The following is a 26,934-nucleotide window of genomic DNA, read 5'->3' on the forward strand; positions in this document are numbered from 1 at the left end:
CCCTAATTTAAAAAAAATGATACACGATAAAGATTACATCATCCGAATTGTAAAACAATTTTCAGAATTCCTGTCCAAAATGATCGTCGGCGGCAAAAACGAAGGCGATATTGTGGAACTTCAACGCGTTTTCGATACCAATATGAACGATACTTTCAAAATGGATTTCGAAACCCTGGCGTCTAAACCCACGGCCGAGATTCTGCAGCTCATCAATGAAAAAGAAGGCAGTCATCAGATTCCTTACTTCGAGTTGCTGGGACATTTATTTTACTTTAAAAATCAAGAAAATCCAACTCCAGGTTATGCGGAAAAAGCCCAAACTTTTTACGAACATTACTTACAGAAAAGCGGTATTTTTTCCTTGCCGATCGTAGGCAGAATTGGCGAACTGAAAAAAGGTTAAAACCGAATGAACGAATTAAATCTCTTGCTTTCTGAAAAAAGAACGACGCTTCAAAAATTAAACAAAAAACTCACCCTTTTAGGCTGGACACGCGTTCTAATTTTCCTTGCTATTGCTTACTTTTTATTACAATATTTCATCTTCGAAAGCGGTCTGCAGAGTCATTTATACTTTGCCATTTTCTTAACGCTTGCCTTTTCCGTTTTTGGATATTTCCTTTTAAAAGTAAAAGAGGAAGTCCAGTTTTACAAAAATTACCTTCATATTGGCGCGGAAATCATCACCAAAACAGAATTCGAAACCGGCGTGGGCGTGGAGGAAGATTTCGATAAACATCCGTTTGCAAAAGATTTGGATATTTTGGGCAAAAATTCGCTCTTCAGTTATTTGAATTATGCCGAAACCCCTTTAGGTAAAGCTAAACTCAAAGATTTTCTTTTGAATTTAAGTGTAGAGAAAGCCCAGATCATTCTGCGTCAGAAATCGATCGCAGAACTTTCGGAAAAAACGTCCTGGAACATTCACTTTCTCACGTTGGCCAAATCGATGGAAATCGGCGGTGAAATTAAACATCCCGAAAACGCGAAAACCGTTTTTATTTCGCCACTTTTGGGAAAGATCATTACCATTGCAGTTCCAGTTTTAACGTTTGGGACTTTAATTTTGGCACTTTTCACAGCCATTTCCGGAGCAGTTATCGGTTTATTGTTCGCGGGAATTTTCATCATTTCAAGAATCGCACTTTATCTTTACCGCCGGAAAATGCTGGCACTGGAAGAAAAGCTTTCCTTTAATTCTGCGCAGTACGAGCAGTTTTTAAACGTTTTCGCCCATATCGAAAAAGAAAATTTTACGGAAAGCTTAAACCAAACCCTTCAAAATAAACTTCGTTCCGGCAGGAGCAAATCTTCGCGCAAAGAAATTGAAAAGCTGGCGCGTTTGCTGCGGAATTATGAGAGCGGACAAAGCAACATCGGCCTCATTCTGAATAATTTTTTCCTGTGGAATCTTAATTTTACACTTAAAATTGAAAAGCAATTTGAGGCGATCGGCGAGGATTTACCGCTTTGGTTTGAAGCGTTCGCCGAATTTGAAGCTTTAATTTCGCTGGCCCTTTTCAGGTTTAAAAATCCCGACTACATTTTGCCCAAAATTAACGACGGCAGCTTTAAGTTTAAAGCAGAAGAACTCGTTCATCCCTTATTATTTCAACCCCACGTCGTATCCAACGATTTTACGATCGGGCAGAACACGGAAATCTCCATTGTTACCGGCGCGAACATGACGGGCAAAAGTACCTTTTTGCGGACGGTGGGGATCAATTTGGTTTTGGCGATGGCGGGTTGTCCGGTTGCGGCAAGAGAATTCAGTTTTATTCCGATGCAGCTTTTCACTTCCATGCGCACGAGCGATTCTCTCAGCGACGGAACTTCTTATTTTAATGCCGAGATTCTTCGGCTTCGGAAATTGGTAGAAAATTTAGAAAAAGGCGAACCGCAATTTATTATTCTTGATGAAATCTTAAAAGGAACCAACTCTCAGGACAAACTCGCGGGTTCCGAGCTATTTCTGGAAAAACTTATGAAGAGCAAAGCGCTGTTTTCCTGCCTTATCGCTACGCACGATTTGGATCTTACCAAAATAGAAGACAGATTTCCGTTAAAAATTAAAAATTACTGCTTCGAACTTCAAAATATAAATGGCGAACTCGAAACGGATTATCAACTTCAAAACGGCGTTACAAAAAGCATGAATGCCATTTATCTGATGCGGAAGTTTGGCATTATCGACCCGTAAGGGCAAAATATGTGGTCGTTTGTAACATTTTTCCAAATTTGTCGTCTTATTCTTTAAAATTAATCATGAAGAAATCTGCTCTTTTTTTACTGAGTTTCTTTTCAGTTTTTGCTTTTTCTCAGAAGAAATGGACGCTGCAGGAATGCGTGAATTATGCCCTAGAAAACAACCTGCAGGTTTTGCAAAGTGGTTTGAACAAGAAAAACCAGGATCTCAACTTAGACATTGCGAAACGCGATTATTTACCATCTGTGAACGGAACGGTGCAATCCAACGGCAGTTTTGGACAACAGTTGGTGGGTACCCAAACCGTTCGAAACGATAATTTCAACAACAATATTAATGTTGGTGCGAATATGCTTCTTTTCAATTACGGCAGATTGGCGAAACAGATCAGAAAAACGCAGTTCGATGTGGAAGCCAGCCAGTTCGATACCGAAGCCATTAAAAATAATATCTCTTTACAGATTGCACAGCAGTATTTATCGGTTTTACTGAATAAAGAAATCGTAAAAATTTCCAACAGTAGTCTCGAAAATGCGCAAAGTGTTTATAACAGGTCGAAAATTACAACCGACGTTGGTACCACTGCTCAAACCGTGCTCGCAGAGGCGACAGCTGCACTGGCGCGGGAAAAACAGAACGTCCAGACAGCGCAGATTAACGTCAGCAGAAGTTTATTTGCCCTGGCGCAACTGCTGCAACTTCCGAATTACAAAGATTTCGACGTTGTAGACGTGCCGGTGGATAATCAGCTGGACGCTCCGCTCTACTCTGCCGAAACTATTTTAGATAAAGCACTGTCCGATCAACCCGAAATCAAAGCCGCAGAAAGCAGAATTTCCTCCGCCAATGCGCAAACGGAAGTTGCCCGAACCGCTTTCTGGCCCACGGTTTCGGCAACCGCCGGATTCGGAACCTTTTATTTTAATTCTTTAACGACGAACATCCGTGGTTACGATCCCGTGAATAATGTGACGTTGACCGAACAAAACTTTTTTGGGCAGTCCAAGGATAATTTCGGCCAGCAGATTGGTTTATCGGCGAACATTCCCATTTTTAACAAGGGAATAACGCGGCTGCAGGTGGAACAGACGAAGATTAATGAAGATATCGCGAAAAATAATTTAGAGCAGAGCAAACAAAACATCAAAGAGAATGTTCAGCAGGCGCAGTTCGATGCGGAAAGCAACTACGAGAATTATCTCGCAGCCGTGGAGGCAGAAAGAAGCAGCACCTTAGCTTTGGATTTCGCGCAGAAAAGTTTCGAAGCAGGACGAACCACGATCTATGATCTGACCAACGCCCGAAACAACTTAGCCAACGCGCAGGGTTCTGTAGCACAGTCGAAATATAACTATTTGTTTAGCCTCAAATTACTCAATTTCTACGCGGGAATTCCCTTATCTTTATAAAAATTCTTCCCCTGTTCTTTAGAAGATTTGATATGTCGATCTCGCTTTTAGAAAAATATTTGCCGGATAATACGCTTCCCTTTCTTAAAACCTGGTTTGGTGCGCACGCCATTCACATCAAGATTACAAAAGGAAGAAACTCGAAGCTGGGCGATTACCGCAAAATGCCGGACAAATCGCATCAAATTACCATTAATTCCACGCTGCAACCCCAACTTTTCTTTTTTGTGTTAACGCATGAGTTGGCGCACCTCCTTGCTTTCGAAAATTTTGGTCACCGCATTTCTCCCCACGGCGCGGAATGGAAAAACACTTTCAGGATCATGCTTTTGGAAAGTATTTCTGTCTTTTCTGATGATTTGCAACCTGTTATTTTAAAATTTTCGAAATCGCCGAAAGCCAATTTTATGGCAAGTCCGGACCTCGTGAGGTATTTCCACATCGAAAATTATGAAGACGAAAGTTCCTATATCGAGGATTTGATGGTAGGAGAAAGGTTCGTGTACAAAAAGCACACGTATATCATCGAGGAACTTCGTAAAAAAAACTATCTTTGTTTAAATCTGGACACGCAAAAAAAGTACATGTTTAAACCTTTGGCCAGAGTAGAAAAATTAAGTTAATAATGTCAAAATCAAACAATTACTGCGTTATCATGGCAGGAGGCATCGGAAGCAGATTCTGGCCAATGAGCACGCAGAAATACCCAAAACAGTTTCAGGATATTTTAGGAACCGGAAGAACCATGATTCAGCAGACTTACGATCGAATTCGGAAGATCGTTCCGTCCGAAAACATTTACGTCATCACGAACAAAGAATATGTTTCGCTTACCGAGCAGCAGTTGCCGGAGGTTCATTCGGAAAATATCGTGGGCGAACCGATGATGAAAAATACTGCTGCGTGCAATATTTACATGGCAAAAAAGATTGCCGCAAAAAACAGCGAGGCAAACATCATTGTCCTTCCGGCGGATCATTTAATTTTAAAGGAAAACATATTTCTGAAAAAAGCCGAACTGGCTTTTAATTTGGCCGAAAAAAACGACTACCTCATTACTTTGGGCATAAATCCCACACGTCCCGATACGGGCTACGGATACATTCAGTTTGTGGATAAAAAAGGTTCGGAATATTTTAAAGTAAAAACCTTTACGGAGAAACCCGATCTGGAGATTGCAAAAACATTTTTGGAAAGTGGGGATTTTCTGTGGAATGCGGGTATTTTCATCTGGAATGTGCAGTCCATTATTTCTGCTTTTGAATCTTTCTTACCCGAAATGACGCAAAATTTTGACAGTTGCGAATATAATTCAGACGAAGAAGTACCGTGCATTGACCTTATTTACCCCAAAGTAAATAAGATTTCCATCGACAACGGGATTTTAGAAAAAGCGAAAAACGTTTATGTTATTCCCGCAGATTTAGGCTGGAGCGATCTCGGAACGTGGAATTCGATTTATGAAAATTCGGAGAAAGACGAAGACCAGAATGCCGCAAAATCCAAACATATCCTCAGCTACAATTCGAAAGGAAATTTAATCAAATTGAAAAACCAGAACAAAGCGGTGGTGATTGATGGGTTGGAAAATTATATTATTGTGGACACCGATAAAGCACTTTTAATTTGCCCCCGAGAAAATGATCAGCATCTGAAAGAGTACATTCAGGATTTGCGAGCGGTGAAAAACGGCGAGAAATATCTGTAAATATCAAGTTTTATAGCTTAAAATCCTTTCTTAACCGAAAGGATTTTTTTTTGCATTTTAAATAATATCGACGATCTTCTGAATATCGATTTCTTCCAAACACGCCCAATCGCCACGATAACAGGGTTTATCGCCAAACACAGAACAAGGCCGGCACGTAAGATCTTTCACCTGTACCACATCTCTTTCGCTTTGTCCATAACCGAGAAACCCTGCATACGAGTGCGTAGATCCCCAAACCGAGACGCAGCGCGTGCCTACCCAACTGGCCAAATGCATATTTGCGGAATCCATGGAGATCATGGTTTCGAGCTCTGAAATCTTTTGAAGTTCTTCTTTTAAAGTAAGTTTGCCGGCTAAATTTTCCGCATTTGGAATTTGGCTGGCCCACTGATCCAAAATTTCTACTTCGGCTTTACCGCCGCCGAAAAAATAAATCTGATGTTTTTTAGAAAGAATTCGTGCAACTTCAAAGGATTTTTCCAAAGGCAGCATTTTTCCGCGATGCTGTGCAAAGGGCGCCAAACCGATCCCCGCTTTAGTTTCGGCTAGTTGTCGGTATTGGTGAGACAGCTTAACCTGGATTCCAAGGTCCCGAAAAACATCTGCATATCTTTCTGTCGTGTGCTGTAATGGCTCTTTCTCCAGATTCCAAATGTCGGTTAAATGTTCTTTTTCTTCTTTTCCCTTATTGAGTACCGAAATTTTATAACCTCTTCTTTTAAAGATTCCGAGCAAAATCTTGGTGCGGATTACATTATGCAGATCCGCGATGAGATCGGGCTGAAATTCTTTGGTCAATTGGTGCGCGAGTTTTCTAATGCCCCAAAAGCCTTTGTAATCGTCGATGTCGACGCCTTTAAAGATGAGATTTGGGATGCCTTCAAAAAGGTCCCGGAAATTATTCCTCGAGACGAATATAATTTCCACCTCCGGATTTTGCTCCAAAATTTCGCGGAAAACCGGGGCAATCATTGCAACATCGCCAAAAGCAGAAAAGCGATATGTGAGTATACGCGTCAATTTTTCAATTGGTAAGCAACGGCGTAAAATTTAATTTGCTTCGTCATTGCCATTAAACCGTTTGCGCGGGAGGGCGATAAAAATTCCTGCAAGCCGATCTGGGAAATAAATTCGAAATCCGAATCCAGAATTTCCTGGGTAGAATGGCCGCTGTAAATGGATACGAGAAGAGACACGATTCCCTTGGGCAAAATTCCGTCGGAATCGGCATTGAAAATTAATTTGCCGTCTTTAAAATCCGCATCAATCCAAACTTTCGACTGGCAACCTTTGATGAGATTGGCGTCGGATTTTTTATCTTCGGGCAAACCTTTCAGTTCTTTCCCAAGATCGATGATGTATTCGTATTTCTGCTCCCAATCATCAAGAAAGGCGAACTCGTCCACTATTTCCTGCTGTTTTTCTTTAATGGTCATTGTAAAATTTCTTTGTGCAAAGGTAAGAAAATCGATTTTAGAAATTCTCTGCAACTACCTTTTTAAACAGGGCCAGAATTTTGGGTTCTTCCTTTTCCCAACAGAGTTCCGCGGCCGCTTTTTCGAGTTCGGGTTGGTAAAAAGCCCTGCCCTTCTGAAGCACAATTTTTATTTTTTCCGCGAGGTTTTTAGGATCGTGATTTTCTACGATTTCGCCAATTTTAAACTGGTTATAAACGCGCATCATTTCGGGGAAATTAATCAAAACCAGGGGAACACGGGCCTGAATGCAGTCTGCCACTTTATTGGGTAAGGAATAGAGATAACTTACTCCACCGTTTTCTTCAATACTTAATGCAACATCTGCCGTTTTTGTGATCTTGCGAAGTTCAGTGGGCGCAATTTTTCCCAGAAATTCGACTTTGCTAGATAAATTTTCCTTGACAACAAGCGCTTTATAATCATTAATTTTGGGGCCGTCCCCCGCAATTTTAAAAATAACACCTTCCAAATACTTCATCGCCAAAATGGCCTGACCGATTCCGCGCGACTGATTAATTGCGCCCTGATATAAAATTATTTTAGGATGATTAAGGGGAATTTCCGCGGGAGTTTCAAATTTTCTCGGGATATTTCTTACCACCACCGGTTTCACGCTGTACTTCACAGAAAACCACTCGGCATAGCTTTGGCTCTCGGTCATCATGTATTTGAGGTTCGGCAGGAGCTTTTTTTCCAGATACCGCCAAATTTTTTGAGTAAATTTTCCCTGAATGGCCGGCATTTCTGTATAGATTTCGTGGCTGTCGAAAACCAGGGGAATATTTAATTTTTTCGAAATCAATACATTGGGCAAAAGCGCATCTAAATCATTGGCTAAGAGAATGGTATCGACGTCAGCCACTTTTTTGAGTTCGCCGTACAACTTCCAGTTAAACTCCGGATAAGCCGTTTTTAAAGATTTTGAAAATTGTTTGATCCTTTTGAAGGGATAATTTCGCGTCATTTCGGGTGCGCCACCCCAGTCATTTCCAATCAGGAAAATTTCGTAGCCTTCTTTGCTTAAAGTTTCGCAGACCTTTTCAATTCTTTGATCGGTGTAAAGATTGCTGAATGCGGAAACGATCACTTTCATAAAACTGTTTTAACCTTTGATAAATAAATTGGATCCAACCTTAAATACCTTTACAATCAAAAAATCCCATCGACAATTCAATCGGAAAAAACTTGTAATTTAATGGCTTGCAGTTGGTTTTTTAGGGTGACAAACCTAATCATTTTCAATGAGATACTCAAATTATATCTGCCAAAAAGGCACTAAATATTTTTGGTAAAGTATTTGTAACTTTGGTTAGAGCATTAAAGACTTTTAATTATCTTTAATAATAAGATTGAGAAAAAAATATGGATCATAAATTTTCAAATGGTTTGGACCAAGTTTTCAAACACAGTAAAAATGAAGCAAGACGTCTGCAGAGCGAATTTCTGAATACAGAGCATTTCCTTTTGGGAATGATCAAAGCGGAAAATTCGGCAAAGGAAATCTTGAATAGTTTGGGCGCAGATTTAACGCAAATAAAACGAAAAATAGAAACTTTAGCGGTAACAAGCTTAAATCCATTAGCGGTGGGAAGCGATAAAATTTCTTTCACCAAAATGGCAGATCAGGCTGTAAAACGTTCGGAACTGGAATGCAGACAGTACCAAAGTTCCGAAATCAATACCGTTCATCTTCTGTTAGGCATTTTATATAAATCTGAAGATCCAACGACCAACATTTTAAGTTCGTATGATATTGATTATGAAAGCGTAAGCAAGGAATATCAGGCGATGCTTAAAAACACGGGACAAAATCCTAAAATGAGCGCCTACGATGACGACGAGGAACGGGAAGAATTCGGCCAGATGCGGAAACCTACCGGAAATCTCGGCACCGGAAAAAGCAAGACGCCAACTTTGGATAATTTTGGGCGCGATTTAACTTCTTTGGCGAGAGACGGGAAACTGGATCCTGTGATCGGCCGCGAAAAGGAAATCGAACGCGTTTCTCAAATTTTGTCGCGAAGAAAAAAGAACAATCCGCTTCTGATTGGGGAGCCCGGCGTGGGTAAATCTGCGATTGCGGAAGGTTTGGCCTTACGAATTCAACAGAAAAAAGTATCGCGCGTGCTCTTTGGAAAAAGAGTGATTACGCTAGACCTTGCAAGTTTGGTTGCCGGAACAAAATACCGTGGCCAGTTCGAAGAACGGATGAAAGCGATAATGACCGAGCTCGAAAAAAGCCGCGACGTCATTTTATTCATCGATGAGTTGCACACCATTGTCGGAGCGGGAAGTTCCACCGGAAGTCTTGATGCTTCCAACATGTTTAAACCTGCTTTGGCACGAGGAGAAATCCAATGTATCGGTGCTACAACTTTAGATGAGTACAGACAGTATATCGAGAAAGATGGCGCTTTAGAAAGACGTTTCCAAAAGGTTATGGTAGAACCTACTTCCGTGGAAGAAACAGTTTTAATTTTACATCAAATTAAAGACAAATACGAAGATCACCACAACGTCACTTACACCGATGAAGCGATTTTAGCGTGTGTAAATTTAACGGCAAGATATATTACCGACCGTTTTTTACCCGATAAAGCCATCGATGCGATGGATGAAGCCGGTTCTCGCGTGTATATCAAAAACATGAAAGTTCCGAATGAAATAATCGATCACGAAAAGAAAATCGAAGAAATCAAGGATCAAAAACAAAAAGCCGTAAAAGCACAGGATTACCTGGAAGCAAGAAAACTGAAAGATGAAGAGGAAAGATTACAAATCGAGCTGAATCTTGCGCAGGAAATCTGGGATAAAGATGTGAAAGAAAAGAAAGAAGTCGTTTCGGAAGAAAGTGTGGCCGAAGTCGTTTCCATGATGAGTGGAATCCCCGTAACGAAAGTGGGTAAAAACGAACTTGATAAACTGGCGCAAATGGATACAATGCTGAACGGAAAAGTAATCGGACAGGAAGATGCCGTGAAAAAAGTGGTAAAAGCCATCCAAAGAAACCGCGCCGGCCTGAAAGATCCGAACCGCCCTATCGGCACCTTTATTTTCCTCGGAACAACGGGTGTAGGGAAAACGGAACTTGCCAAAGTAATGGCCAGAGAACTTTTCGATTCTGATGAAGCATTGATCAGAATCGACATGAGTGAGTACATGGAAAAATTCGCCATTTCGAGATTGGTAGGTGCGCCTCCGGGATACGTTGGTTACGAAGAGGGTGGACAATTAACGGAAGCCGTTCGGAGAAAACCGTATGCAGTAGTACTTTTAGATGAGATCGAAAAAGCGCACCCAGATGTTTTCAACATTTTGCTCCAGATTTTGGATGAAGGTTTCGTGACGGACTCTTTGGGAAGAAAAATCGATTTCAGAAATACAATCATCATCCTAACTTCCAACATCGGAACACGGGATTTAAAAGATTTTGGAGACGGCGTTGGATTTGGAACCCTCGCGAAGAAAACAAATACCGATTCGAGAGCCAGAAGTACGATCGAAAATGCTTTGAAGAAAGCTTTTGCACCCGAGTTTTTGAACAGAATTGATGATATCGTAATCTTTAATAATTTAGAAAAAGACCACATCTCGAAAATTATCGATCTGGAACTGGCAAAGTTGTACAAACGCCTGGAAAAATTGAATTATACGGTGGAACTGACCGACGATGCGAAAGAATTTATCGCCGAGAAAGGTTGGGACAAAGATTTTGGCGCGAGACCTTTAAAACGGGCCATTCAAAAATACATCGAAGATTTGTTGGCAGAAATGCTGGTGAACAAACAACTGATGGAAGGCGAAACCGTAGTTTTAAAATTAAACGAAGCGAAAGATTCTCTGGAAGGAAATGCTTCGAAACCAAAGCAGAAAGCAAAATAAATTTTGCTATAACCTCAACAGAAACCTTGTCAATTAATTTTGGCAAGGTTTTTTTTTGGAACATAAATTCCTATTTTAAAACGGAAAAATACCGCAGGAAAAGGAATTTCGGGAAGCAGGCCACAAAAAAAACGCACCTTTTAAAAGATGCGTTTTGTAAATTTTTCTTGATTATTTACTTTTTTTACTTTTCTTTTTCTCCACTTCCTCTTTAATAAAAGGATATTTCTGCTTCATATCTTCCAGCAGATTCGGATCTAAATCCAAAGCCACTGCAAGCGATTTCCGACCGTCTTTCTGGTTATTCAGGTGGAAATAACAGTTGCTGAGCTGGTAGAACAATTCTGCCCTGTTGTGCATCTTGGTCGCTTTGTTCAAAATCGTAATGGCGTCTTCGTAATCGCCGATCAACATCAAAACTTCCGAGTAGGCGTACCAGTTATAAAAGCGCGTCGGTTCGTAATGGACCAGCGTTTTCATGCACGACAGACTTTCCTCAAACTTTCCGGAATCGATGTATAAAAAAGCAAGTCTTTTTTGATAATCTAAATTGTTATCATTCAAAGAAATCGCCTCTTTGGCAAAATGAAGCGCTTCCTTCATGCTGCCCATTTCCTCGTAAATGTAGGACTGCTCCATCATCGAAAGGTAAAACTGCGGGTCGTCCCGCAGGGATTTTTGAAACGAGGTCAGCGCTAAAACCCACTGTTTATTTTCTTTGTAGCACAAGCCAATCTTGTAATACGTGAAAGATTTGGTATATTCCAAGGCCAGCATTTCTTCGTAAACTTCTACCGCTTTCAGCCATTCTCCCAAGGCTTCAAAACACGCGGCTTTGTTTGCATAAACGCCTACGGACTGTGGATTAATGGCCAAAAGATAATCGAATCCCTTAATGGCTTCTTCGTAATTTTTTCGGTTGAAGTAGAACTGTCCGTATTCGTACCAGGCGGTTTCGGAAAAAGCAAACTTGTCGAGATACCCGTTTAGGAACTCGATGGCCTCGTCGCTTCTTTTCAGCTGATTGTAGGTAAACATTACATTTTCCAGGGAATATTCGTCATTCTGATCGAAACTTAAAGCCAATTTGTAATGTTTTAAAGCGTTGAACGGATCTTCTAAATTTACATGCTCATCGGCAATAAAGTTGTGCAGAAAATTTTCTTCTTCTTCCAGTTCCAAAGCTTTTTCGCAATATTCGATGGCGCGCCGCGGGTTCCCCAGATTCGAATAATATTTCGCGCAACACACCAGAAAATCCGTGCTTTCCATTGAAGATTCCTTCAACTCCTGCATTAATTCTTTGGCCTGCACGTAGTTTTCGAGTTCTAAAAAGACCTCGAACTTCTTTATCTTTAATTCTAAGGAGTTGGGATGTAATTTTAGGGCATAATTCGTTGCCATTTCGGCGAACGTAATGTCTCCCATTTCCAGATAGTAAATAATAATGTCTTCATACTCTTCGGTATCGAAGTATAATTCCTCATTATTTTCCACCATTTCTTCGAACTTCTTTACAAGTTCATTATCAAAAAATTCTTCCAATATATTTTCTCACCGTTCTTTACAATGTTCGAATTTGCTTTGCAAACATCGTAAGAAACTATTTTATTAAACATTACTAAAATAAGATTTTATTTCTCCAAATCAAAATAAACATTATCAATTTTATAATTCCAATCCCGGCTTGCCAATGAACAGAGTTGATCAGTTCTGAAGTCACCATCGTTAAAAAACAGCCAATCACGTACGACCTTATGAACTACAAACTTCGATTACAGCCGCGAGCCGGAACAGATGGTTTTTCTTCGTCACAGCTTATTTTTATATCTTTCTAAACTATGAATTTGTTTGAATTTTAAATCAAACTTTTTATTTTCGCGATCATTTCATCGCCTAATACATCGGCTTCTTCCTGCGAAAAAGCTTCTGTATAAATTCGTACAATCGGCTCGGTATTCGATTTTCTTAAGTGAACCCAATTTTTTTCGAAATCGATCTTCACACCGTCCACCGTAGAAACCTCTTCGGTTCGATACTCTTTTTCCATTTTAGTTAAAAGCGAATCAACATCAATCTCCGGCGTCAGTTCGATCTTCTTCTTTCCCATAAAATAGCTTGGGTAAGTGGCTCGAAGTTCGGAAACGGTTTTGTTTTCCTTGGCCAAATGCGTCAAAAATAAAGCCACGCCTACCAAAGAATCGCGCCCATAATGAAGGTCCGGATAAATAATTCCGCCATTACCCTCGCCGCCGATCACTGCGTTTTTTTCTTTCATTAAAGTAACTACGTTCACTTCGCCTACAGCACTTGCAAAATATTCGGATCCGTGCTTTTTTGCGACGTCCCGAAGCGCACGACTGGAAGAAAGATTGGAAACTGCAACGCCTTTTTTATTTTTCAATAAATAATCGGCAACAGCAACCAAAGTATATTCTTCGCCGAAAAGATCGCCGTTCTCATCAACCAGAGCCAAACGGTCAACGTCGGGATCTACAACAATGCCGACGTCGGCTTTTTCTTTTTTTACAAGGTCGCAGATATCGCCCAAATGCTCTTTTAAAGGCTCGGGGTTGTGGGGAAACTGTCCGTTCGGCTCGCAGTACAATTTCACAACTTCACAGCCCAGATGTTCCAGTAACTGCGGGATGGCAATTCCACCTGTAGAATTAACGGCATCCACAACTACTTTAAATTTCTTGGCTTTAATGGCTTCCGCGTCAACCATAGGCAAATCCAAAATCTGCTGGATGTGAATATCGAAAGCGTCGTCGCGCGTTTCATATTTTCCTAAATCATCAACCTCAGCATAATCGAAATTTTCGCTTTCTGCTAAGGCCAAAACTTCTGCACCGTTTTCTCCGGTAATGAATTCGCCTTTTTCATTGAGAAGTTTTAAAGCATTCCACTGTTTTGGATTGTGGGATGCGGTTAAAATGATTCCACCGTCGGCTTTCAGTTCGGGTACCATAATTTCTACGGTGGGCGTTGTGGAAAGTCCCAAATCAACCACGTGAATCCCCAAGCCCTGCAAGGTTGCAGTAACGAGGGAGTTCACCATCGATCCGGAGATTCTGGCGTCTCTACCGACAACAATCGTTAAATCTTTTTTATTTTTATTATTCTGAAGCCAGGTTCCGAAGGCTGAACTGAATTTTACCACGTCGAGCGGCGTTAAATTTTCGTTGACTTTGCCGCCGATGGTTCCCCGGATTCCGGAAATTGATTTTATTAAAGACATAAAACAGTATTTTTAAAAGTCGTCGTTTAAACGAATTGAATTTTTATAATCAGGTTTTTTTCCGGTGCAAAAATACGAATTAAAAAAGTGAATGAAACGCAACCACCGACAAAATGGCCGCGGCGTTTTATGAACATCCGCAATCTGAATCGCAGCCAGGTTTCCCTTTTTTAAATTTTTTGGAAGAAAAGTTTTTTTTGATGATCCCAAACAGGTAATATCCTGCAGCCAAAACGGCTACGGCGACCAATATATACTGAAAAATTAAAGAAGATTCCATTATTTCAAAATTTGATAAACAATTAATGAAGCGACGTACGCTAAGCCCGACATTCCGACGAGTTGCGCCATGGTCCATTTCCAGGACTTGGTTTCTTTATAAACAACGGCTAAGGTGGAGACACATTGCATGGCAAAGGCGTAAAAAAACAAAATTGAAATCCCGGTTGCGAAATTGAAAACCTTCTCGCCATTCGGTTTAACATCTGCCCGCATCTTATCGATGATGCGACCTTCCGGTGCGTCCTCATCCAAACTGTACAACGTCGACATGGTGCCGACAAAAACTTCGCGCGCAACAAAACTCGTCAAAATGCCTACACCCATTTTCCAGTCGTAACCGAGCGGTGCGATTGCAGGTTCGATGGATTTACCCATTTTCGCAAGGTAAGACTGCTCCAGTTTTACATCGGTGGCGACAAACTGATCTTCTTTCTGTTTCGGCCCAAAATAGCTGAAAACCCAGATAATGATGCTGACCAGAAAAATAATTTTACCGGCACCGGTAATAAATTCCCAAACTTTGCCGAGAACAAGTTTAAAATCATACCCGAAAAGCGGCATTTTGTAGGAGGGCAAATCCATCACAAGGAAAGATGTTCCTTTGCTTTTGATGATTTTTTTCAGGATCAACGACGCCATTAACGACGTGAAAAAGCCGAGAAAATACATCGCCATCAACATCAAAGCTTTATAACTGATGCCGCCAAAATATCGGTTCGGAATAATTAATCCAATAATGATACTGTATACCGGAAGCCGTGCAGAACACGTCATAAACGGAGTTACCAAAATGGTAATGAGCCTTTCTTTTACGTTTTCGATGTTTCGCGTACTCATGATTGCGGGGATGGCACAGGCCGTTCCCGAAACAAGCGGAACAATACTTTTACCATTCAAACCAAAAGGCCGAAGAAAACGATCCATCAAAAAGATCACCCGCGCCATATAGCCGGAATCTTCCAGTAAATAAAGAAAATAGAGTAAAATACCGATCTGCGGCGCAAAAACCATAATACCTCCCAAGCCCGGGATAATTCCGTTTGCGATTAAGGAATTGATGGGGCCTTCCGGAAGATGCGTATTAGCGAAGGTTGAAAGCCAAAGGAAAAAATCGGAGATCCAGTTCATCGGATACTCTGCGAGAAAGAAAACACTTTGGAAAATAAAAAGCAAAATAGCGCCGAAAATAATATATCCCCAAAACCGGTGGACGAGAACCTTATCCAGTTTTTCTGTTAATAATTCTTTGAACTGCGGTTTTTTCGATAAAACTTTGCCAACAATACGGTCTATATTTTGGTAGCGTCTGATGGTTTCCTGCGTTTGTAATCTTTTGGGAACAAGGCATTTAACTGCATCATCATTCATTTGATCCTGAACGGTTTCCAGTTTCCCGAGGTAAGTATCGGAGGAAAGCAGCGTCCAGACTTTATATTGATTTTCTTCCTTCGTTTCGCTTAAAATTTTGAAAACCAATCCTTTCTGCTCCATCGGTATTTCGAAGGAAACCTTTTCGGATTTGGAGAAGCTGTTTTTATAAATTTCCTGACGAAGTTCATCGATGCCTTGATTTTGTTTGGCATTGGTAGAGAGAACGGTCACTTTGAGTTCTTTCGAAAGCTCCTCCAGATCAATGCTGATGCCGCGTCTTTCCGCCTGATCAATTTGATTTACAACGAGCAAAGCAGGAATTCCTAAATCCTGAATCTGCTGAAAAAGCAGCAGTCCTCTTTTGATGCTCAGCGCTTCTAAGATATAAACCACGCCGGCGTAATGTTGCTGTTCGTCGATTAAATATTTGGAAAAAATGGCTTCATCCTCAGAAGTCGGGTAAACGCTGTAAGAACCCGGCAAATCGATCACCTCGAAAGATTCGCCCCTGTAATCGTAATGGCCGGAATGGCTTGCGACCGTAACGCCGGCGTAATTACCCGTTTTTTGCTTTTTGTTGCACAATAAATTAAAAACAGTGGACTTTCCGACGTTTGGATTTCCGACAAGAAGAATTTGTTTATTTTTTGAAGTTTCCTGCATTTTTTCTTCAGTAATCATTTATGCAATGATTAGGAAATTTTTAAGTTAACTGTTCGACGATGATAAAGCGTGCTTCTTCTTCACGAAGTGCAATTCTGCTTTTTTCCTCGCCAAATTCAATGTAAAGAGGTCCTTTGAAGGGAGCCTGATAAAGAATTCGGAATACTGTTTCGGGCAAGAGACCCATCTCTATAATTTTATTGGGCATTACGAGATCTTCGTTTTCGTACCCCAAAATCTTCCCCGATTTGTCTTTCGGGAAACAGCATAATTTGTTGGAAATATCTCTTCTCAATTCTTTAATTTTGTGCTGCAAATATAGGTTATTTAAATTTAATCTAAATAAGGTTTCCGCGTAAATGATTAAACTCATAAAAAACCCTGAAACATCATTTGCTTCAGGGCTTCAAAATATAATTAGTGTAAAGAAATTCTATTTTTTAGTTTTTGTACTCACTGTGTCGATTTCAATGGGATTGTCGTTCGCACTGAAAAAATCTTTGAGCATTTTTTCCTGTTGCTTTATCATATCACCAATGGTGGTTTCGCTACCGGGCATTTTTTGCGACATCATCTCCGGTTTTAGTAACGGTCTGGCCGACGCAAAAGGATCTTTTTTGAAGTCGTTGAATGTTTTCTCGAATTTATCGCGGCCAATTTCCTGCACCTTCCCACCATTTCCGCCGGGAGAAACGCTTTCGAGATAGGTAGTTTCGCTAAAGTTATTCACTTTTTTATTGCCTTTCAACTCCCAGGAATAATTTTTTCCGTCGTCTTCAATCTTCACAATTAAACCCGGCAGACCGTGAAATTTGTAAGGCCCGTCCTGCAGCGGAATTTCCGAACTGAACCAGGCGGTCCACTTTCTGCCGCCAAACTCGGTTGTGGCTTTCTGCGTATTGTACGTTCCTATTTTTTCCTTTTCGTTCAAAATTTTCCAGTCAAATTTGGTATCGTCGTTATATCCGATATTCATGGGGGTGAAACCGCTGGAAATACGCTCCACATATTGAACTTTTATGTCCGGATAAAATTTGTAAATTTTTTCGGAAAACTTCGGCATCGTTACCATTTTCGAAAGATCCTTGAAAACGCCGGATTTCTGCATATTTTCCACCTGGATTTTTAAAGTGGAATCCTGTGCAACCATGGTATAATCTCTGAAAATTGATTTGTCTTTCGTGATATCTAAAATCATCATTACTTTGTCCAGTTTCGCCGAATCTTTTTTCGGTTTAAAGGTGAGTTCGTAAAAGAATCTGTTCGCCGTTTCCTGTGCGTTAATCGCAAAAAAGGCAGTCAGTAAAAATAGGGTGAAAAATTTTTTCATTTTTAAAGGTTTATTCATTAGTAAACAAAGTAAAAAATTTGTTACAGGTTTTAAGAATATTTTATATTTTTTTAATATTTTCTTAGGCTAAACTTTCCCCCACGCTACCTATCTTTATACAAAACAAATTCTTATGAATCCTTTAAGCGCCTTAAAAACCGAGTTTCAAGAAGAGTATGATATTACGAAGAAATTTTTTGACGTTTTCCCGGAGGGAATGAATGAATATGCACCGCATGAAAAGAGCATGAAATTAATGCCGCTCGTTACCCACATCGCCGAGATTTTCGGTTGGCCCGAATACATTATGAAAACGGAAAAGTTAGATTTCGCAGCCGGCGATTATCAACCAACTTTTCTGCAGACCAAAGCAGAACTTCAGGAAAAATTCGAGCAGGACTACGAAAAATCTAAAGCCACACTCGATAAAATGAGTCCGGAAGATTTAGACGGCAGATGGACGATGAATATGGGCGATCAGATTATCGCAGATTACACCAAATACAGCGCAATGCGCCATGCGTTGAACCAGATTACGCATCATCGGGCGCAGTTAGGCGTTTACTACCGCTTAAATGATGTGCCGCTGCCGGCCAGTTACGGACCAAGTGCAGATACCGAGATGTAGCTTTTTTTTATAAACAAAAGAGCCGTTTTCCCACGAAAACGGCTCTTTTTAGGGCACAAGTTCAATCTTATTATTGTTCTGCCGCATTTCCTCCCGCGCGTTTTCTTCCATGGCGCGAAGTACTTCTTTCGGATCCGAAATTTCTTTACCGTTTATATTTATTTTTACTTTGGAATCCGGTCTGGACAGGATTGCGCGCATTCCCTGGACCGGATCGTTTTCGTACTGCTGAAGTTGTTTTACATATTGTTTGCGCGTAACATCGAGCGGTTTTTTCTTCGTGAAGGGAATTTCTTTTCCTTTCATCTCGATTTCTTCGGCAGGAATTTCGGTCATTTTTTTAATGCCTTTCAGTTCCATTTTGTGGCTCCCTGTTTCGTCGGAGATTTGTACGATTAGCCCCGGAAGCCCGGAAAACTTGTAGGGTCCGTCCTGGATGGGAACTTCGGTCGTGAACCAGGCGGTCCACTTTCGTCCGGCAAATTCGGCTGTGGCTTTTTGAACTTCAAAATCGCTGATTTTCTTTTTCTCCGCAGAAATTTTCCAGAGCGGCTTTCGGTCTTCCAGCACTTTATAGGAATCGTTTCCCAGCGTAGAAATTAAATAAATCCGGTAATCCGGATAGGTTTTTTCCACCTCATCCGTCACTTCACCGCCTTGCGAATTTCTTTGCACCGAAATGCTTTTGGAGCCCAACAACATTTGTTTCCTAATGCTTGCGGCAACAACAGAATCGCTTTCGAAACTGCTTTTGCTGTAATATTTGGAGCCGTTTTTTCCGATGTCGAGATACATCCACTCGGTTTTCAAACTGTCTGCTTTCGTGGAATCCGGCCGGAACCGGTATTCATAGATCACGCGTGTTTTTTGGGCGGAAACCATCAAACCAAAAAAGACCAGAAGAAGCGCAAATTTTCTCATTATTTTAAAATTTAAAGTTAACAGCCGGAATTTATTTAAAATTAAATTTCACGGCAAACATCACCTGGCTTGGACGCAACTGCATTCTGGTATAGTCGTCGGACGTTGTATTGGTTGAAAATCTTTCGAAAACTTTTCTGTTCGCAATATTCATCCATTTAACTTCAAAATCAACCTTCTTTTTGGCCCACGTATATTGGTAAGACACGTCGAAGAAAGCATTGTTATAGCTCGTTAAATTATTCCCGGAATTGATTTGGTCCCAGTTAAAACCAATCGTATGATTTTCGAGCGGATAAAAAAACGTGCTCAAATTATGGTTGAAGCCGGAGTTTTTCGAATTGTTAAACACATTTACCTGATGGCTCCAGGAAAAAGATAAATTATAATCCACACTCATCCAGGAAAAATAGGTGTTGTTAAACTTCAGGCCGGCACTCTGCGACGTATTTTTATTCACAAAGAAATATTCGGTATTGGCCTGGTCCGTAGTTAAAGCATCCGATTTGGAAAGCGTATTGCTGAAGCTTAATGAAGCATTTGTTTTGAACTTCGGAAAATATTTTCCCACTTCTGCACCTGCTGAACTGGAATTGCTTTGATTATCGCGCTCCGTAAAGTTGGTTAAAATAAAACCCGACCCGTCATTAAGGGAATTCCCGATAATATTTCGGTTGGTGAGGCTGTAGCGGTAGCTCACATTAAAAAATAAATTGTTCAAAGGATTCCGATATTCAATCTTCGAACCCGCGGATTTCGACGTCGTTTCGGGAATTGGATTGTTGGCAGACATCGCAGAAGGCGAGGTTGGACTCGAAAATATAAAGCCGGCGTAGCTGTCTCTCGTGCTGCCGTAATTGTAGTTCAAATTGGCGCTGGCACTGGCTTTCCAAAAAGACGCAAACGAATATTGCGCGTAAAACGACGGCTCAAAGGTAAGTTTATTGATGTTTTTCGAAACGTTCCGCTCCGCATCGTCTGCTTTGATACTATTAAAATTGAAAGGAAACTGCGAGTAAAGCAACCATGCGTCGCCTTTGTAGTTCACGCCCAAAGAGGCGTAAGGAACAACATTGGTGTATTTCAGATCGTTCGCGTAATCCCCGCCATAAGGCGAAACGGCTCCGTTCGTTACAGTCGAAAACACGGAGGTAAGCTGATCATTGGAAAAGTTGAGACCAACCTCGGGTGTGAAGGTCCATTTTTTCGCAGAAAATCCAACGCTTGCGGAATGGTTGATCTCCAAAGATTTGATTCTTAAATTTTGGCGCACCGCATCGGTGTTTTCGAAAAGAAACTCCTGGTTATTTGTAGAATCCAAATCCTTAAATTTAAGATAGGAAGAAGGCGTAATCTCCAGCGTTTGATGGTCATCCTGATAACTAATGTAGGACATGAAGTTAACGAGTTTTTCTTTCCAGGGAATAATGGTGCTCAGGGAATTTTGAAAAGAAGAGGTCGGCGATTCGATAGCCTCGGCTCCGTCGCGGTTTCCGTAGATATCGTTTCTGTTCACAACGGCGCGGTCGGCATTCCAGAACTGAGAGAAAGTCGTTACGTTCTTAAAAAATCCTTTTTTTGCATTTTTTGTAAAGATGACTTCGCCTTTCGCTTTGTCGGTATAAAAATGATTTAAAATATTGGTAAAATATTTCGTGTTATAAAGGAAATTGTTCGTCTCCGTGTAAGATTCGCGGGAAACGGCATTGTTCGTGTAACTGGCGTTGGCTTTCAGTTCCCAGTCTTTATTTTCGAAGGGATTCGTCAGCAGGTTGGCCGATAAATAATGCACATTGTTCATCAAATATCGCTTTTCCGGGAGATTTGGCGCGGAGGCATTTTCCACACTGAGCCAGTCGTTTTGGGAAACGTTGCCGCGTCTGCCTTCGTACCGGTTTCCAAAAGAAAGAATATTCCCCTCATTTTCTACGGTTTCGCCGTTGTTGTTTGTTTTATAGTTGACGACCCACTGGTTTTTCTGTCCGAAAAACATTGGCGTCAGCTTTAGGTTCCAGAGCCAGGGTTCGCCAAAACCGGTTCCCGCTTCGCCCCGGCCTGTCATCGTTACGCTTTTTTTCAGTTTCACGTTGATGGCGGCATTTTCGGAGGGAACTTTATCCTGAAGGATTTTCACGGGTTGGTGATTTTCCATTACTTCTACTTTTTGCACGGCATCTTTCGGCAAAGAATTGTTGATGGTTCCGTACCCGCCTTCCATAAGGTCTTTTCCGTTCACATAAAATTTATTGATGGGTTCGCCCTGATAAAGCACGGTGCCATCGGTATTGACCTCAATTCCCGGAATCTTCTTTAAAACATCGGCCAATGTTCGGTCTGCTTTGCTTTCGAAGGCTTTTAAATCGTAAGAAATTGTGTCTCCTTTTTTCGTGATCAGTTTCGTTTTTAATTTTACCTCTTTAATTTCTGTGGCATCAGACTCCATACTGAAATTAAGATTCTGCGTTTGGTTTTTAATGGTTTTGAGAAGTGGTTTTTGGTTGAACGCTTTGATTTTTAAATCAACATTCGGTTCGGCAGAAGTGAAAGTCACCTTATATTCGCCCTTCGAATTCGAAATGGAAAAAGCCATGATCGCGTCTTTTCCCTGTTCTTCAACGGTTACACTGGCACTCGGAATTGGTTGTCCGTCCGCATCGGTAATTTTTCCCGTAACTACAGATTGGGCATTTGCGAGAATTGCAAAGAAAAAGGCAAAGAAAAAAGTGGAAAGTGCTCTCATGAATTTGTTTTTGAAATTAGTACTCCTTTCGGAATATTTGTTACAGAATACCCTTTGGGCACGATAAACGAGGCTTCGTTCAAGCCGGCATTGGCATTGATAAAAACTATCATTTTTTCAGCACTTAAAAATAGTTTTTCCTATTTTTGTCACTTAACATTTATTAATATGGGACTTCATTTAACGCCAATTGATGTGGTAGAAGACATTTCGAAGGAAGAGTTTCGGGAAAAATACTTACTTCCAAGAAAGCCGGTGGTGCTTCGAAACATGGCAAAAAATTGGCCCGCGTACCAGAAATGGACCATGGAGTACATGAAAGAGATGGTGGGCGATGTGGAAGTTCCCCTTTACGATTCCTCCAAGGCAGATCCTTCTGCGCCAATCAATTCGTCGGCAACGAAGATGAAGTTTACAGATTACATCGATCTCATCAAGGAAAAACCGACAGATCTTCGAATTTTTCTTTTTGATCCCATTAAGACAGCTCCTAAACTTTTGGAGGATTATATTTCGCCGAAAGATTTAATGGGTGGCTTTTTAGATAAATATCCGAATATGTTTTTTGGCGGAAAGGGTTCGGAAACCTTTCTGCATTATGATATTGATATGGCGCATATTTTTCACACGCATTTTAACGGCAGGAAGCACATTCTGCTTTTCGATTATAAATGGAAAGACCGCCTTTATCAAATCCCTTACGCCACCTATGCACTGGAAGATTACGATATCTCCAATCCGGATTTTGAAAAATTTCCCGCCTTGGATGGCGTGGTAGGCATTGAGTGTTTTCTGGAACATGGCGACACTTTATTTATGCCCACAGGCTGGTGGCACTATATGCGCTATCTGGACGGAAGTTTTTCCATTTCGCAGCGAGCCTGGGACCGGTCCTGGAGTGTTAAGGCGCATTCGCTTTGGAATTTAACGGTTCAGCGAAACTTAGATAACTTTATGAAAGGAAAATTTAAGAATAAATACATGGACTGGAAAGAGAAAAAAGCCATCCAAAGAGCCGAATATGCGCTGAAAAATGGTCTTCCAAAATAAATAAAAACGCTTTTAGAATTTTCCTAAAAGCGTTTTTTCATGTTATTTTCTTTTGAAGAGTTGCAGCGCAGTGGTGGAATACAGCGCGATAAAAATTAAAACAGGTTGAAAGAAGAGGCGGATTAGTCTTTTGGTATCTGTATTTAAGCCAAAGCCATCGCGATGCCCGGTATATTGCGCGATGTTTCCGGGAAAAACAAGAATGTAAAAAACCGCCAGGGCGAAACCGACATGCATCCGGTATTTTTTAAGAAAGATTATACCGAGGCCTAACAGAATCTCCACAACGCCGGAGGCCAACACCACGAAATCTTTCGAAAAAGGAATCCAGTCCGGAACCTGCGCCTGAAAAGTTTCGCGCGCGTACGTCATATGACCGATTCCGGCCAATAGCATAAAGGCGCCTAAAGCAATTCGCAGAAAATTTTTCATCTTAAAGAATTTCGCTGATGTGCCCTGCATTGGACGAAATAGAATCTCCAATTTCTTTAAATCGTCCTAAACCGACTTTTTTCATCATCGATACAACGAAACCTTTCATTTGAGAAATTTCGATGTGCGGTGGCATTGCCAATGCGCTCGGATCAGTATAAATATTTATTAAAGCCGGCCCGTCGTGGTCGAAAAATGCTTTCAAAGAACTTTCTGCTTTTGAAGGGTCTTTCAACTCGAAACCGCGGATATTCATAAGTTCTGCGATCTTATCGAAGGGCGGATTAACCATATCGGTCTGCCAGTTTACATAACCTTCCACTTCCATTTCCAGTTTCACCATGCCCAGAGAGCGGTTGTTGAAAACAATGATTTTGATTGGAAACTGATACTGCATAACCGTCGCCAAGTCGCCCATCAACATGGATAAACCGCCGTCGCCGCACATTGCAACCACCTGTCTTCCTGTGCGTGAAGCTGCTGCGCCAATCGCCATCGGCATTGCGTTAGCCATGGAACCATGATTGAAGGAACCCGTAAGATATCTGTTTTTCTTTCCTTTGATAAATCGTGCCGCCCAAACAGAAGTCATTCCGGTGTCGACCGTAAAAATGGCATCATCCGTCGCCAAGTTGTCAATAATTTCAGCGATATATTCGGGTTGAATTTCGCCTTTATCGCCTTGCTTGTCGGCAAAATTCTGCAAGCTTTCTTCGGAATTCTGATAGGCTTCGCGCATTTCTTTTAAAAACGAACCGTCCGCATTTTCTTTAAGTTTTGGCAACAATGCCGTAAGTGTATCTTTGATGTCGCCGGCATACCCAAAATCTACTTTTGCTCTTCTGCCAATCCTTTCGGCTTTAAGGTCGATCTGCACAATTTTATTGTCTTCCGGTAAAAACTCAACATAAGGAAAATCGGTGCCTAAAAGAAACAGAACATCTGCCTTGTTGCAGGCTTCGTAGCCGGAAGGGTTCCCGAGCAGGCCGTTCATTCCCACCGCATGTTCGTTATCTTCGGTATCGAAAAATATTTTTCCGCGGAAAGAATAGCCCATCGGAGCTTTCAAAACTTTGGCGAGTGTTTTGGTTTCTTCGATGGCATCTTTACAGCCGTGACCGCAAAAAAGTGTGATTTTTTTGTTTGAATTTAAAAGTTCCGCGAGTTCATCCAATTTTTCCTCCGTCGGACGAAAAACCGATTTCGTAAAATAATTTTGCGTAGAAGTAACAATTTCTTCGGCCTTTGCAGAAGCAACATCGCCGGGCAATCCGAGGACCGCCACACCTTTTTCGGAGATGGCTGTCTGGATGGCCGTCTGGATCATATGCGAAAACTGCTTTGGCGTGTTGGCGACGTAAACAAATTTGGAACAATCCTGAAATAAGTAGAAAGGATTGGTTTCCTGAAAATTATCCTGTCCCATTTTCGTCGTTTCGATGGTGCTTGCAATGGCGATAACAGGATTTCCCGCGCGGTTTGCATCATACAAACCATTGATGAGATGCACGTGGCCCGGTCCGGAACTTCCCATGCAACATCCAATACCGTTCAGTTCGGCATCCATCGAAGCAGCATAAGCGCCTGCTTCTTCGTGCCGAACGTGAATCCACTCCAGTCGTCCGTCGCGCCGGATGGCATCGTTCACAGGATTAAGACTGTCGCCTGTGATTGCATAGACACGGCGCACCCCTGCATTATAAAGATTTTCAACTAAGAGATCTGAAACATTTTTTGACATAATTTTACATTTAGAATTTATCCTGATGAAAAAACAATGCCGAATTAGAGACGAAAACCTTTAATATTCCGTTCACTGAAGCTAGAATTTGAGGTCATTTACAAAATCCGGAAAATCGGATAGGCGGCGACGCTTCCTTCGTAATAATCGGAATGTTTGTAGATCCAGTCCAGCTGCACCCTTGCATCCTTTGCCATTTCAGGGTTCGCCACTTTTTCAAACTCAAAAGCGGTTCTTAAAACCTGATTTTTTTTAAGAAGTTCTGCAGCGGTATCTTCAAAAACATAATCGGAATAATATTCTTTCTGCCCCAAGATTCCATCGAAAAAGTTCCAGTTAAAAAAGGAATCGGTGCCTTCCGGCTCCAAAGTTTCCAGCAGATATTTCACGCCGTTTTGTTTTGTAGAAACCAAAAAATCTCCTTTTTGGAAGTGATGGTTTTTGGTTTCGGATTTTACATGCGTATCATAATGGACGTAATGACCTTCGTAAGGATTTTTCACCGTTTTATATGCTGAAATGGTATATTTCTGCGCAAAAATGGTAGAATCCTGCTGAATTTGTTTGGTTTGAATATTGTTCTTCTTCAGATATTCCACAACCTTACGTTCCGATTTTGGGATGACATAATAGGCCGGAATGGCGATTTCTTTCGCAGGAATATAGTTATCGTAAAACTTTACTTTTCTGGTGAAAGGTTTGTTTCTGTCGTAGAAAAGCCGGGGTTTTCCCGAAACCTCACTTGTTTTTTTTCCGGCTTCGTAGCCTTTAAAATCGATCATTTTGAAAGTTGTACTGTCCAGTTTCCACTGGATTGCATATTTCATTTTCGGCTGATAATCCTGCAGGCTTTCTGCCATCAATTTTTGAATTTCTTCTGAATTTTTTTCCGTGTACTTAATGGAACTCAACATGTTTTCATAGGTTGCGAGAACGCGGTCTTTGTAGGGCTTCAGCATATGCGTTTCCGCCACGGTTCCCATCGTGTTGAAAAGTGCCGTATAACCTGTAGCGTAGCGCGGCGAATCCATAAAAGCGGGAAAACCTTCGTCGGGCGAATCGCCATGGATATTAACGTAAGGCGTTGTTAAGATCCCCTGCTTTTCCAGATTTTGTAATATTGCCGGCTGCATCTTTTGGTTGAAATAGTTTCCCAGTTTTTTTCCCAAACGTTCCTTATTCGTCGAAATGTAAGTGAACAAATATTGATAATCGGCGCCGTTGGACACATGATTGTCAATAAAATAAATCGGTTTAAAATGCTGGAATATCTGTTGGAAGGCCTTCGCGTTCTCTGTATCGTTTTTGATGAAATCCCGGTTCAGATCGTAGTTCCGGGCGTTTCCGCGGAAACCGTATTCTTCCGGACCGTTTTGGTTGGCGCGGCTGTATTTTCCGCGGCGTAACATGCCGGAAATATTGTAGGCTTCGACGGCGACAATCTTTAAGTTTTGAACTTTAATTTTTCCCGTGGCAAAATTGCGCATCATCATCATTGTTGCATCGATGCCGTCGGGTTCGCCGGGATGAATTCCGTTATTGATAAGGATTGTTGGTCTGTTTTTATCTGCCGATGCATTATAAATCACGACACGAATCGGTTCGCCATTATCGTCGGTGCCAAAAGATTCTACCGTGATGGTGGGAAAATTTTTCGCCAGCTCCTCGTAGAAGCTCACCATCTCCGCGTACGTTGTGGTTTGGTTGCCGTTGCCTTTTTCGTAAGGGGTCTGGAGCTGGGTTTGGGAGAGAACAGAGGCGGAAATAAAAAGGAGAAGTGCCGATAGAAATTTCATGGGATTCAGTTGTAATTTAAGTTGAGAACGAATTTAAATAAAAAATTCCT

Annotated in this window: 22 protein-coding genes; 8 read left to right on the forward strand and 14 right to left on the reverse strand. The window is 41.2% G+C overall.

The window, feature by feature from the left end:
- Positions 1-16: 16 nt before the first annotated feature.
- From L0B70_RS05425 to L0B70_RS05445, 5 genes are all read left to right on the forward strand, one after another.
- A complete protein-coding gene (locus tag L0B70_RS05425) occupies positions 17-406 on the forward strand; it encodes a hypothetical protein (protein WP_235143267.1) in 390 nt (129 codons plus the stop codon).
- A 6-nt stretch (positions 407-412) separates the two neighbouring features.
- Positions 413-2,203, forward strand: a complete 1,791-nt coding sequence (locus tag L0B70_RS05430) for a MutS-related protein (RefSeq protein ID WP_235143268.1) — start codon at positions 413-415, stop codon at positions 2,201-2,203.
- A 65-nt stretch (positions 2,204-2,268) separates the two neighbouring features.
- Positions 2,269-3,618, forward strand: coding sequence for a TolC family protein (locus L0B70_RS05435; protein WP_235143269.1), 1,350 nt, complete (start codon positions 2,269-2,271; stop codon positions 3,616-3,618).
- Positions 3,619-3,650: 32 nt separating this feature from the next.
- Complete coding sequence (locus L0B70_RS05440) at positions 3,651-4,241, forward strand: SprT-like domain-containing protein (protein WP_235143270.1); 591 nt, start codon at positions 3,651-3,653, stop codon at positions 4,239-4,241.
- A gap of 2 nt (positions 4,242-4,243) precedes the next feature.
- Positions 4,244-5,326, forward strand: coding sequence for a mannose-1-phosphate guanylyltransferase (locus L0B70_RS05445; protein WP_235143271.1), 1,083 nt, complete (start codon positions 4,244-4,246; stop codon positions 5,324-5,326).
- 57 nt (positions 5,327-5,383) lie between these two features.
- Here L0B70_RS05445 and L0B70_RS05450 read toward each other — a convergent pair whose 3' ends face one another.
- The 3 genes from L0B70_RS05450 to L0B70_RS05460 are packed head-to-tail and all read right to left on the reverse strand — an operon-like array spanning position 5,384 to position 7,900.
- Entirely contained in the window at positions 5,384-6,349 is a 966-nt protein-coding gene (locus L0B70_RS05450) for a glycosyltransferase family 9 protein (RefSeq protein ID WP_235143272.1), read from the reverse strand.
- Complete coding sequence (locus L0B70_RS05455) at positions 6,346-6,765, reverse strand: SufE family protein (RefSeq protein WP_235143273.1); 420 nt, start codon at positions 6,763-6,765, stop codon at positions 6,346-6,348. The genes L0B70_RS05450 and L0B70_RS05455 overlap by 4 nt, the downstream gene beginning before the upstream one ends.
- Positions 6,766-6,802: 37 nt before the next feature.
- The gene (locus tag L0B70_RS05460) at positions 6,803-7,900 is read right to left on the reverse strand and encodes a glycosyltransferase (RefSeq protein WP_235143274.1); all 1,098 of its coding nucleotides are present in this window, start codon (positions 7,898-7,900) and stop codon (positions 6,803-6,805) included.
- 269 nt (positions 7,901-8,169) lie between these two features.
- On the opposite strand from L0B70_RS05460, the gene L0B70_RS05465 reads away from it, so the two are divergent.
- Complete coding sequence (locus L0B70_RS05465) at positions 8,170-10,689, forward strand: ATP-dependent Clp protease ATP-binding subunit (protein ID WP_235143275.1); 2,520 nt, start codon at positions 8,170-8,172, stop codon at positions 10,687-10,689.
- Positions 10,690-10,860: 171 nt separating this feature from the next.
- On the opposite strand, the gene L0B70_RS05470 is transcribed toward L0B70_RS05465, so the two are convergent.
- The 6 genes from L0B70_RS05470 to L0B70_RS05495 form a co-directional block, all read right to left on the reverse strand.
- Positions 10,861-12,234: a tetratricopeptide repeat protein gene (locus tag L0B70_RS05470; protein WP_235143276.1), complete on the reverse strand. Its 1,374-nt coding sequence runs from the start codon at positions 12,232-12,234 to the stop codon at positions 10,861-10,863.
- A gap of 313 nt (positions 12,235-12,547) precedes the next feature.
- Complete coding sequence (gene glmM, locus L0B70_RS05475; RefSeq protein ID WP_235143277.1) at positions 12,548-13,930, reverse strand: phosphoglucosamine mutase; 1,383 nt, start codon at positions 13,928-13,930, stop codon at positions 12,548-12,550.
- 127 nt (positions 13,931-14,057) lie between these two features.
- The gene (locus tag L0B70_RS05480; RefSeq protein WP_235143278.1) at positions 14,058-14,210 is read right to left on the reverse strand and encodes a hypothetical protein; all 153 of its coding nucleotides are present in this window, start codon (positions 14,208-14,210) and stop codon (positions 14,058-14,060) included.
- Positions 14,210-16,246, reverse strand: coding sequence for a ferrous iron transport protein B (feoB, locus tag L0B70_RS05485; RefSeq protein WP_235143279.1), 2,037 nt, complete (start codon positions 16,244-16,246; stop codon positions 14,210-14,212). The genes L0B70_RS05480 and feoB overlap by 1 nt, the downstream gene beginning before the upstream one ends.
- A 40-nt stretch (positions 16,247-16,286) precedes the next feature.
- The gene (locus tag L0B70_RS05490) at positions 16,287-16,562 is read right to left on the reverse strand and encodes a ferrous iron transport protein A (protein ID WP_407929698.1); all 276 of its coding nucleotides are present in this window, start codon (positions 16,560-16,562) and stop codon (positions 16,287-16,289) included.
- Between the two features lie 117 nt (positions 16,563-16,679).
- Positions 16,680-17,576: a GLPGLI family protein gene (locus L0B70_RS05495; protein ID WP_235143280.1), complete on the reverse strand. Its 897-nt coding sequence runs from the start codon at positions 17,574-17,576 to the stop codon at positions 16,680-16,682.
- Positions 17,577-17,709: 133 nt separating this feature from the next.
- On the opposite strand from L0B70_RS05495, the gene L0B70_RS05500 reads away from it, so the two are divergent.
- Complete coding sequence (locus L0B70_RS05500; RefSeq protein ID WP_235143281.1) at positions 17,710-18,204, forward strand: DinB family protein; 495 nt, start codon at positions 17,710-17,712, stop codon at positions 18,202-18,204.
- Positions 18,205-18,252: 48 nt separating this feature from the next.
- Here L0B70_RS05500 and L0B70_RS05505 read toward each other — a convergent pair whose 3' ends face one another.
- Both L0B70_RS05505 and L0B70_RS05510 read right to left on the reverse strand, forming a co-directional pair.
- Positions 18,253-19,125 carry a GLPGLI family protein gene (locus tag L0B70_RS05505; protein ID WP_235143282.1) on the reverse strand — a complete coding sequence of 291 codons (873 nt, stop codon included), beginning with the start codon at positions 19,123-19,125 and terminating at the stop codon, positions 18,253-18,255.
- Positions 19,126-19,156: 31 nt separating this feature from the next.
- A complete protein-coding gene (locus tag L0B70_RS05510; protein WP_235143283.1) occupies positions 19,157-21,865 on the reverse strand; it encodes a TonB-dependent receptor in 2,709 nt (902 codons plus the stop codon).
- Positions 21,866-22,033: 168 nt separating this feature from the next.
- Here L0B70_RS05510 and L0B70_RS05515 point away from each other — a divergent pair, with 168 nt between their 5' ends.
- A complete protein-coding gene (locus L0B70_RS05515; protein WP_235143284.1) occupies positions 22,034-22,915 on the forward strand; it encodes a cupin-like domain-containing protein in 882 nt (293 codons plus the stop codon).
- A 42-nt stretch (positions 22,916-22,957) separates the two neighbouring features.
- On the opposite strand, the gene L0B70_RS05520 is transcribed toward L0B70_RS05515, so the two are convergent.
- The 3 genes from L0B70_RS05520 to L0B70_RS05530 form a co-directional block, all read right to left on the reverse strand.
- Positions 22,958-23,347, reverse strand: coding sequence for a hypothetical protein (locus L0B70_RS05520; RefSeq protein WP_235143285.1), 390 nt, complete (start codon positions 23,345-23,347; stop codon positions 22,958-22,960).
- Between the two features lies 1 nt (position 23,348).
- On the reverse strand, positions 23,349-25,088 hold the full coding sequence (locus L0B70_RS05525) for a thiamine pyrophosphate-dependent enzyme (protein ID WP_235143286.1): 1,740 nt from the start codon (positions 25,086-25,088) through the stop codon (positions 23,349-23,351).
- A gap of 98 nt (positions 25,089-25,186) precedes the next feature.
- On the reverse strand, positions 25,187-26,884 hold the full coding sequence (locus tag L0B70_RS05530; RefSeq protein ID WP_235143287.1) for a M14 family metallopeptidase: 1,698 nt from the start codon (positions 26,882-26,884) through the stop codon (positions 25,187-25,189).
- Positions 26,885-26,934 lie beyond the last annotated feature (50 nt).

The sequence above is a fragment of the Kaistella sp. 97-N-M2 genome, assembly GCF_021513235.1.
In the GTDB taxonomy this organism is placed as follows: Bacteria; Bacteroidota; Bacteroidia; order Flavobacteriales; family Weeksellaceae; genus Kaistella.

Coding starts and splice junctions, on each gene's coding strand:
- L0B70_RS05435 (WP_235143269.1), top strand. CDS start 2,269: ATGAAGAAATCTGCTCTTTTTTTACTGAGTTTCTTTTCAGTTTTTGCT.
- L0B70_RS05500 (WP_235143281.1), top strand. CDS start 17,710: ATGAATCCTTTAAGCGCCTTAAAAACCGAGTTTCAAGAAGAGTATGAT.
- L0B70_RS05495 (WP_235143280.1), bottom strand. CDS start 17,576: ATGAAAAAATTTTTCACCCTATTTTTACTGACTGCCTTTTTTGCGATT.
- L0B70_RS05430 (WP_235143268.1), top strand. CDS start 413: ATGAACGAATTAAATCTCTTGCTTTCTGAAAAAAGAACGACGCTTCAA.
- L0B70_RS05445 (WP_235143271.1), top strand. CDS start 4,244: ATGTCAAAATCAAACAATTACTGCGTTATCATGGCAGGAGGCATCGGA.
- L0B70_RS05455 (WP_235143273.1), bottom strand. CDS start 6,765: ATGACCATTAAAGAAAAACAGCAGGAAATAGTGGACGAGTTCGCCTTT.
- L0B70_RS05515 (WP_235143284.1), top strand. CDS start 22,034: ATGGGACTTCATTTAACGCCAATTGATGTGGTAGAAGACATTTCGAAG.
- L0B70_RS05440 (WP_235143270.1), top strand. CDS start 3,651: ATGTCGATCTCGCTTTTAGAAAAATATTTGCCGGATAATACGCTTCCC.
- L0B70_RS05505 (WP_235143282.1), bottom strand. CDS start 19,125: ATGAGAAAATTTGCGCTTCTTCTGGTCTTTTTTGGTTTGATGGTTTCC.
- L0B70_RS05425 (WP_235143267.1), top strand. CDS start 17: ATGATACACGATAAAGATTACATCATCCGAATTGTAAAACAATTTTCA.
- L0B70_RS05520 (WP_235143285.1), bottom strand. CDS start 23,347: ATGAAAAATTTTCTGCGAATTGCTTTAGGCGCCTTTATGCTATTGGCC.
- L0B70_RS05460 (WP_235143274.1), bottom strand. CDS start 7,900: ATGAAAGTGATCGTTTCCGCATTCAGCAATCTTTACACCGATCAAAGA.
- L0B70_RS05525 (WP_235143286.1), bottom strand. CDS start 25,088: ATGTCAAAAAATGTTTCAGATCTCTTAGTTGAAAATCTTTATAATGCA.
- L0B70_RS05530 (WP_235143287.1), bottom strand. CDS start 26,884: ATGAAATTTCTATCGGCACTTCTCCTTTTTATTTCCGCCTCTGTTCTC.
- L0B70_RS05510 (WP_235143283.1), bottom strand. CDS start 21,865: ATGAGAGCACTTTCCACTTTTTTCTTTGCCTTTTTCTTTGCAATTCTC.
- L0B70_RS05480 (WP_235143278.1), bottom strand. CDS start 14,210: ATGGAATCTTCTTTAATTTTTCAGTATATATTGGTCGCCGTAGCCGTT.
- feoB (WP_235143279.1), bottom strand. CDS start 16,246: ATGCAGGAAACTTCAAAAAATAAACAAATTCTTCTTGTCGGAAATCCA.
- L0B70_RS05465 (WP_235143275.1), top strand. CDS start 8,170: ATGGATCATAAATTTTCAAATGGTTTGGACCAAGTTTTCAAACACAGT.
- glmM (WP_235143277.1), bottom strand. CDS start 13,930: ATGTCTTTAATAAAATCAATTTCCGGAATCCGGGGAACCATCGGCGGC.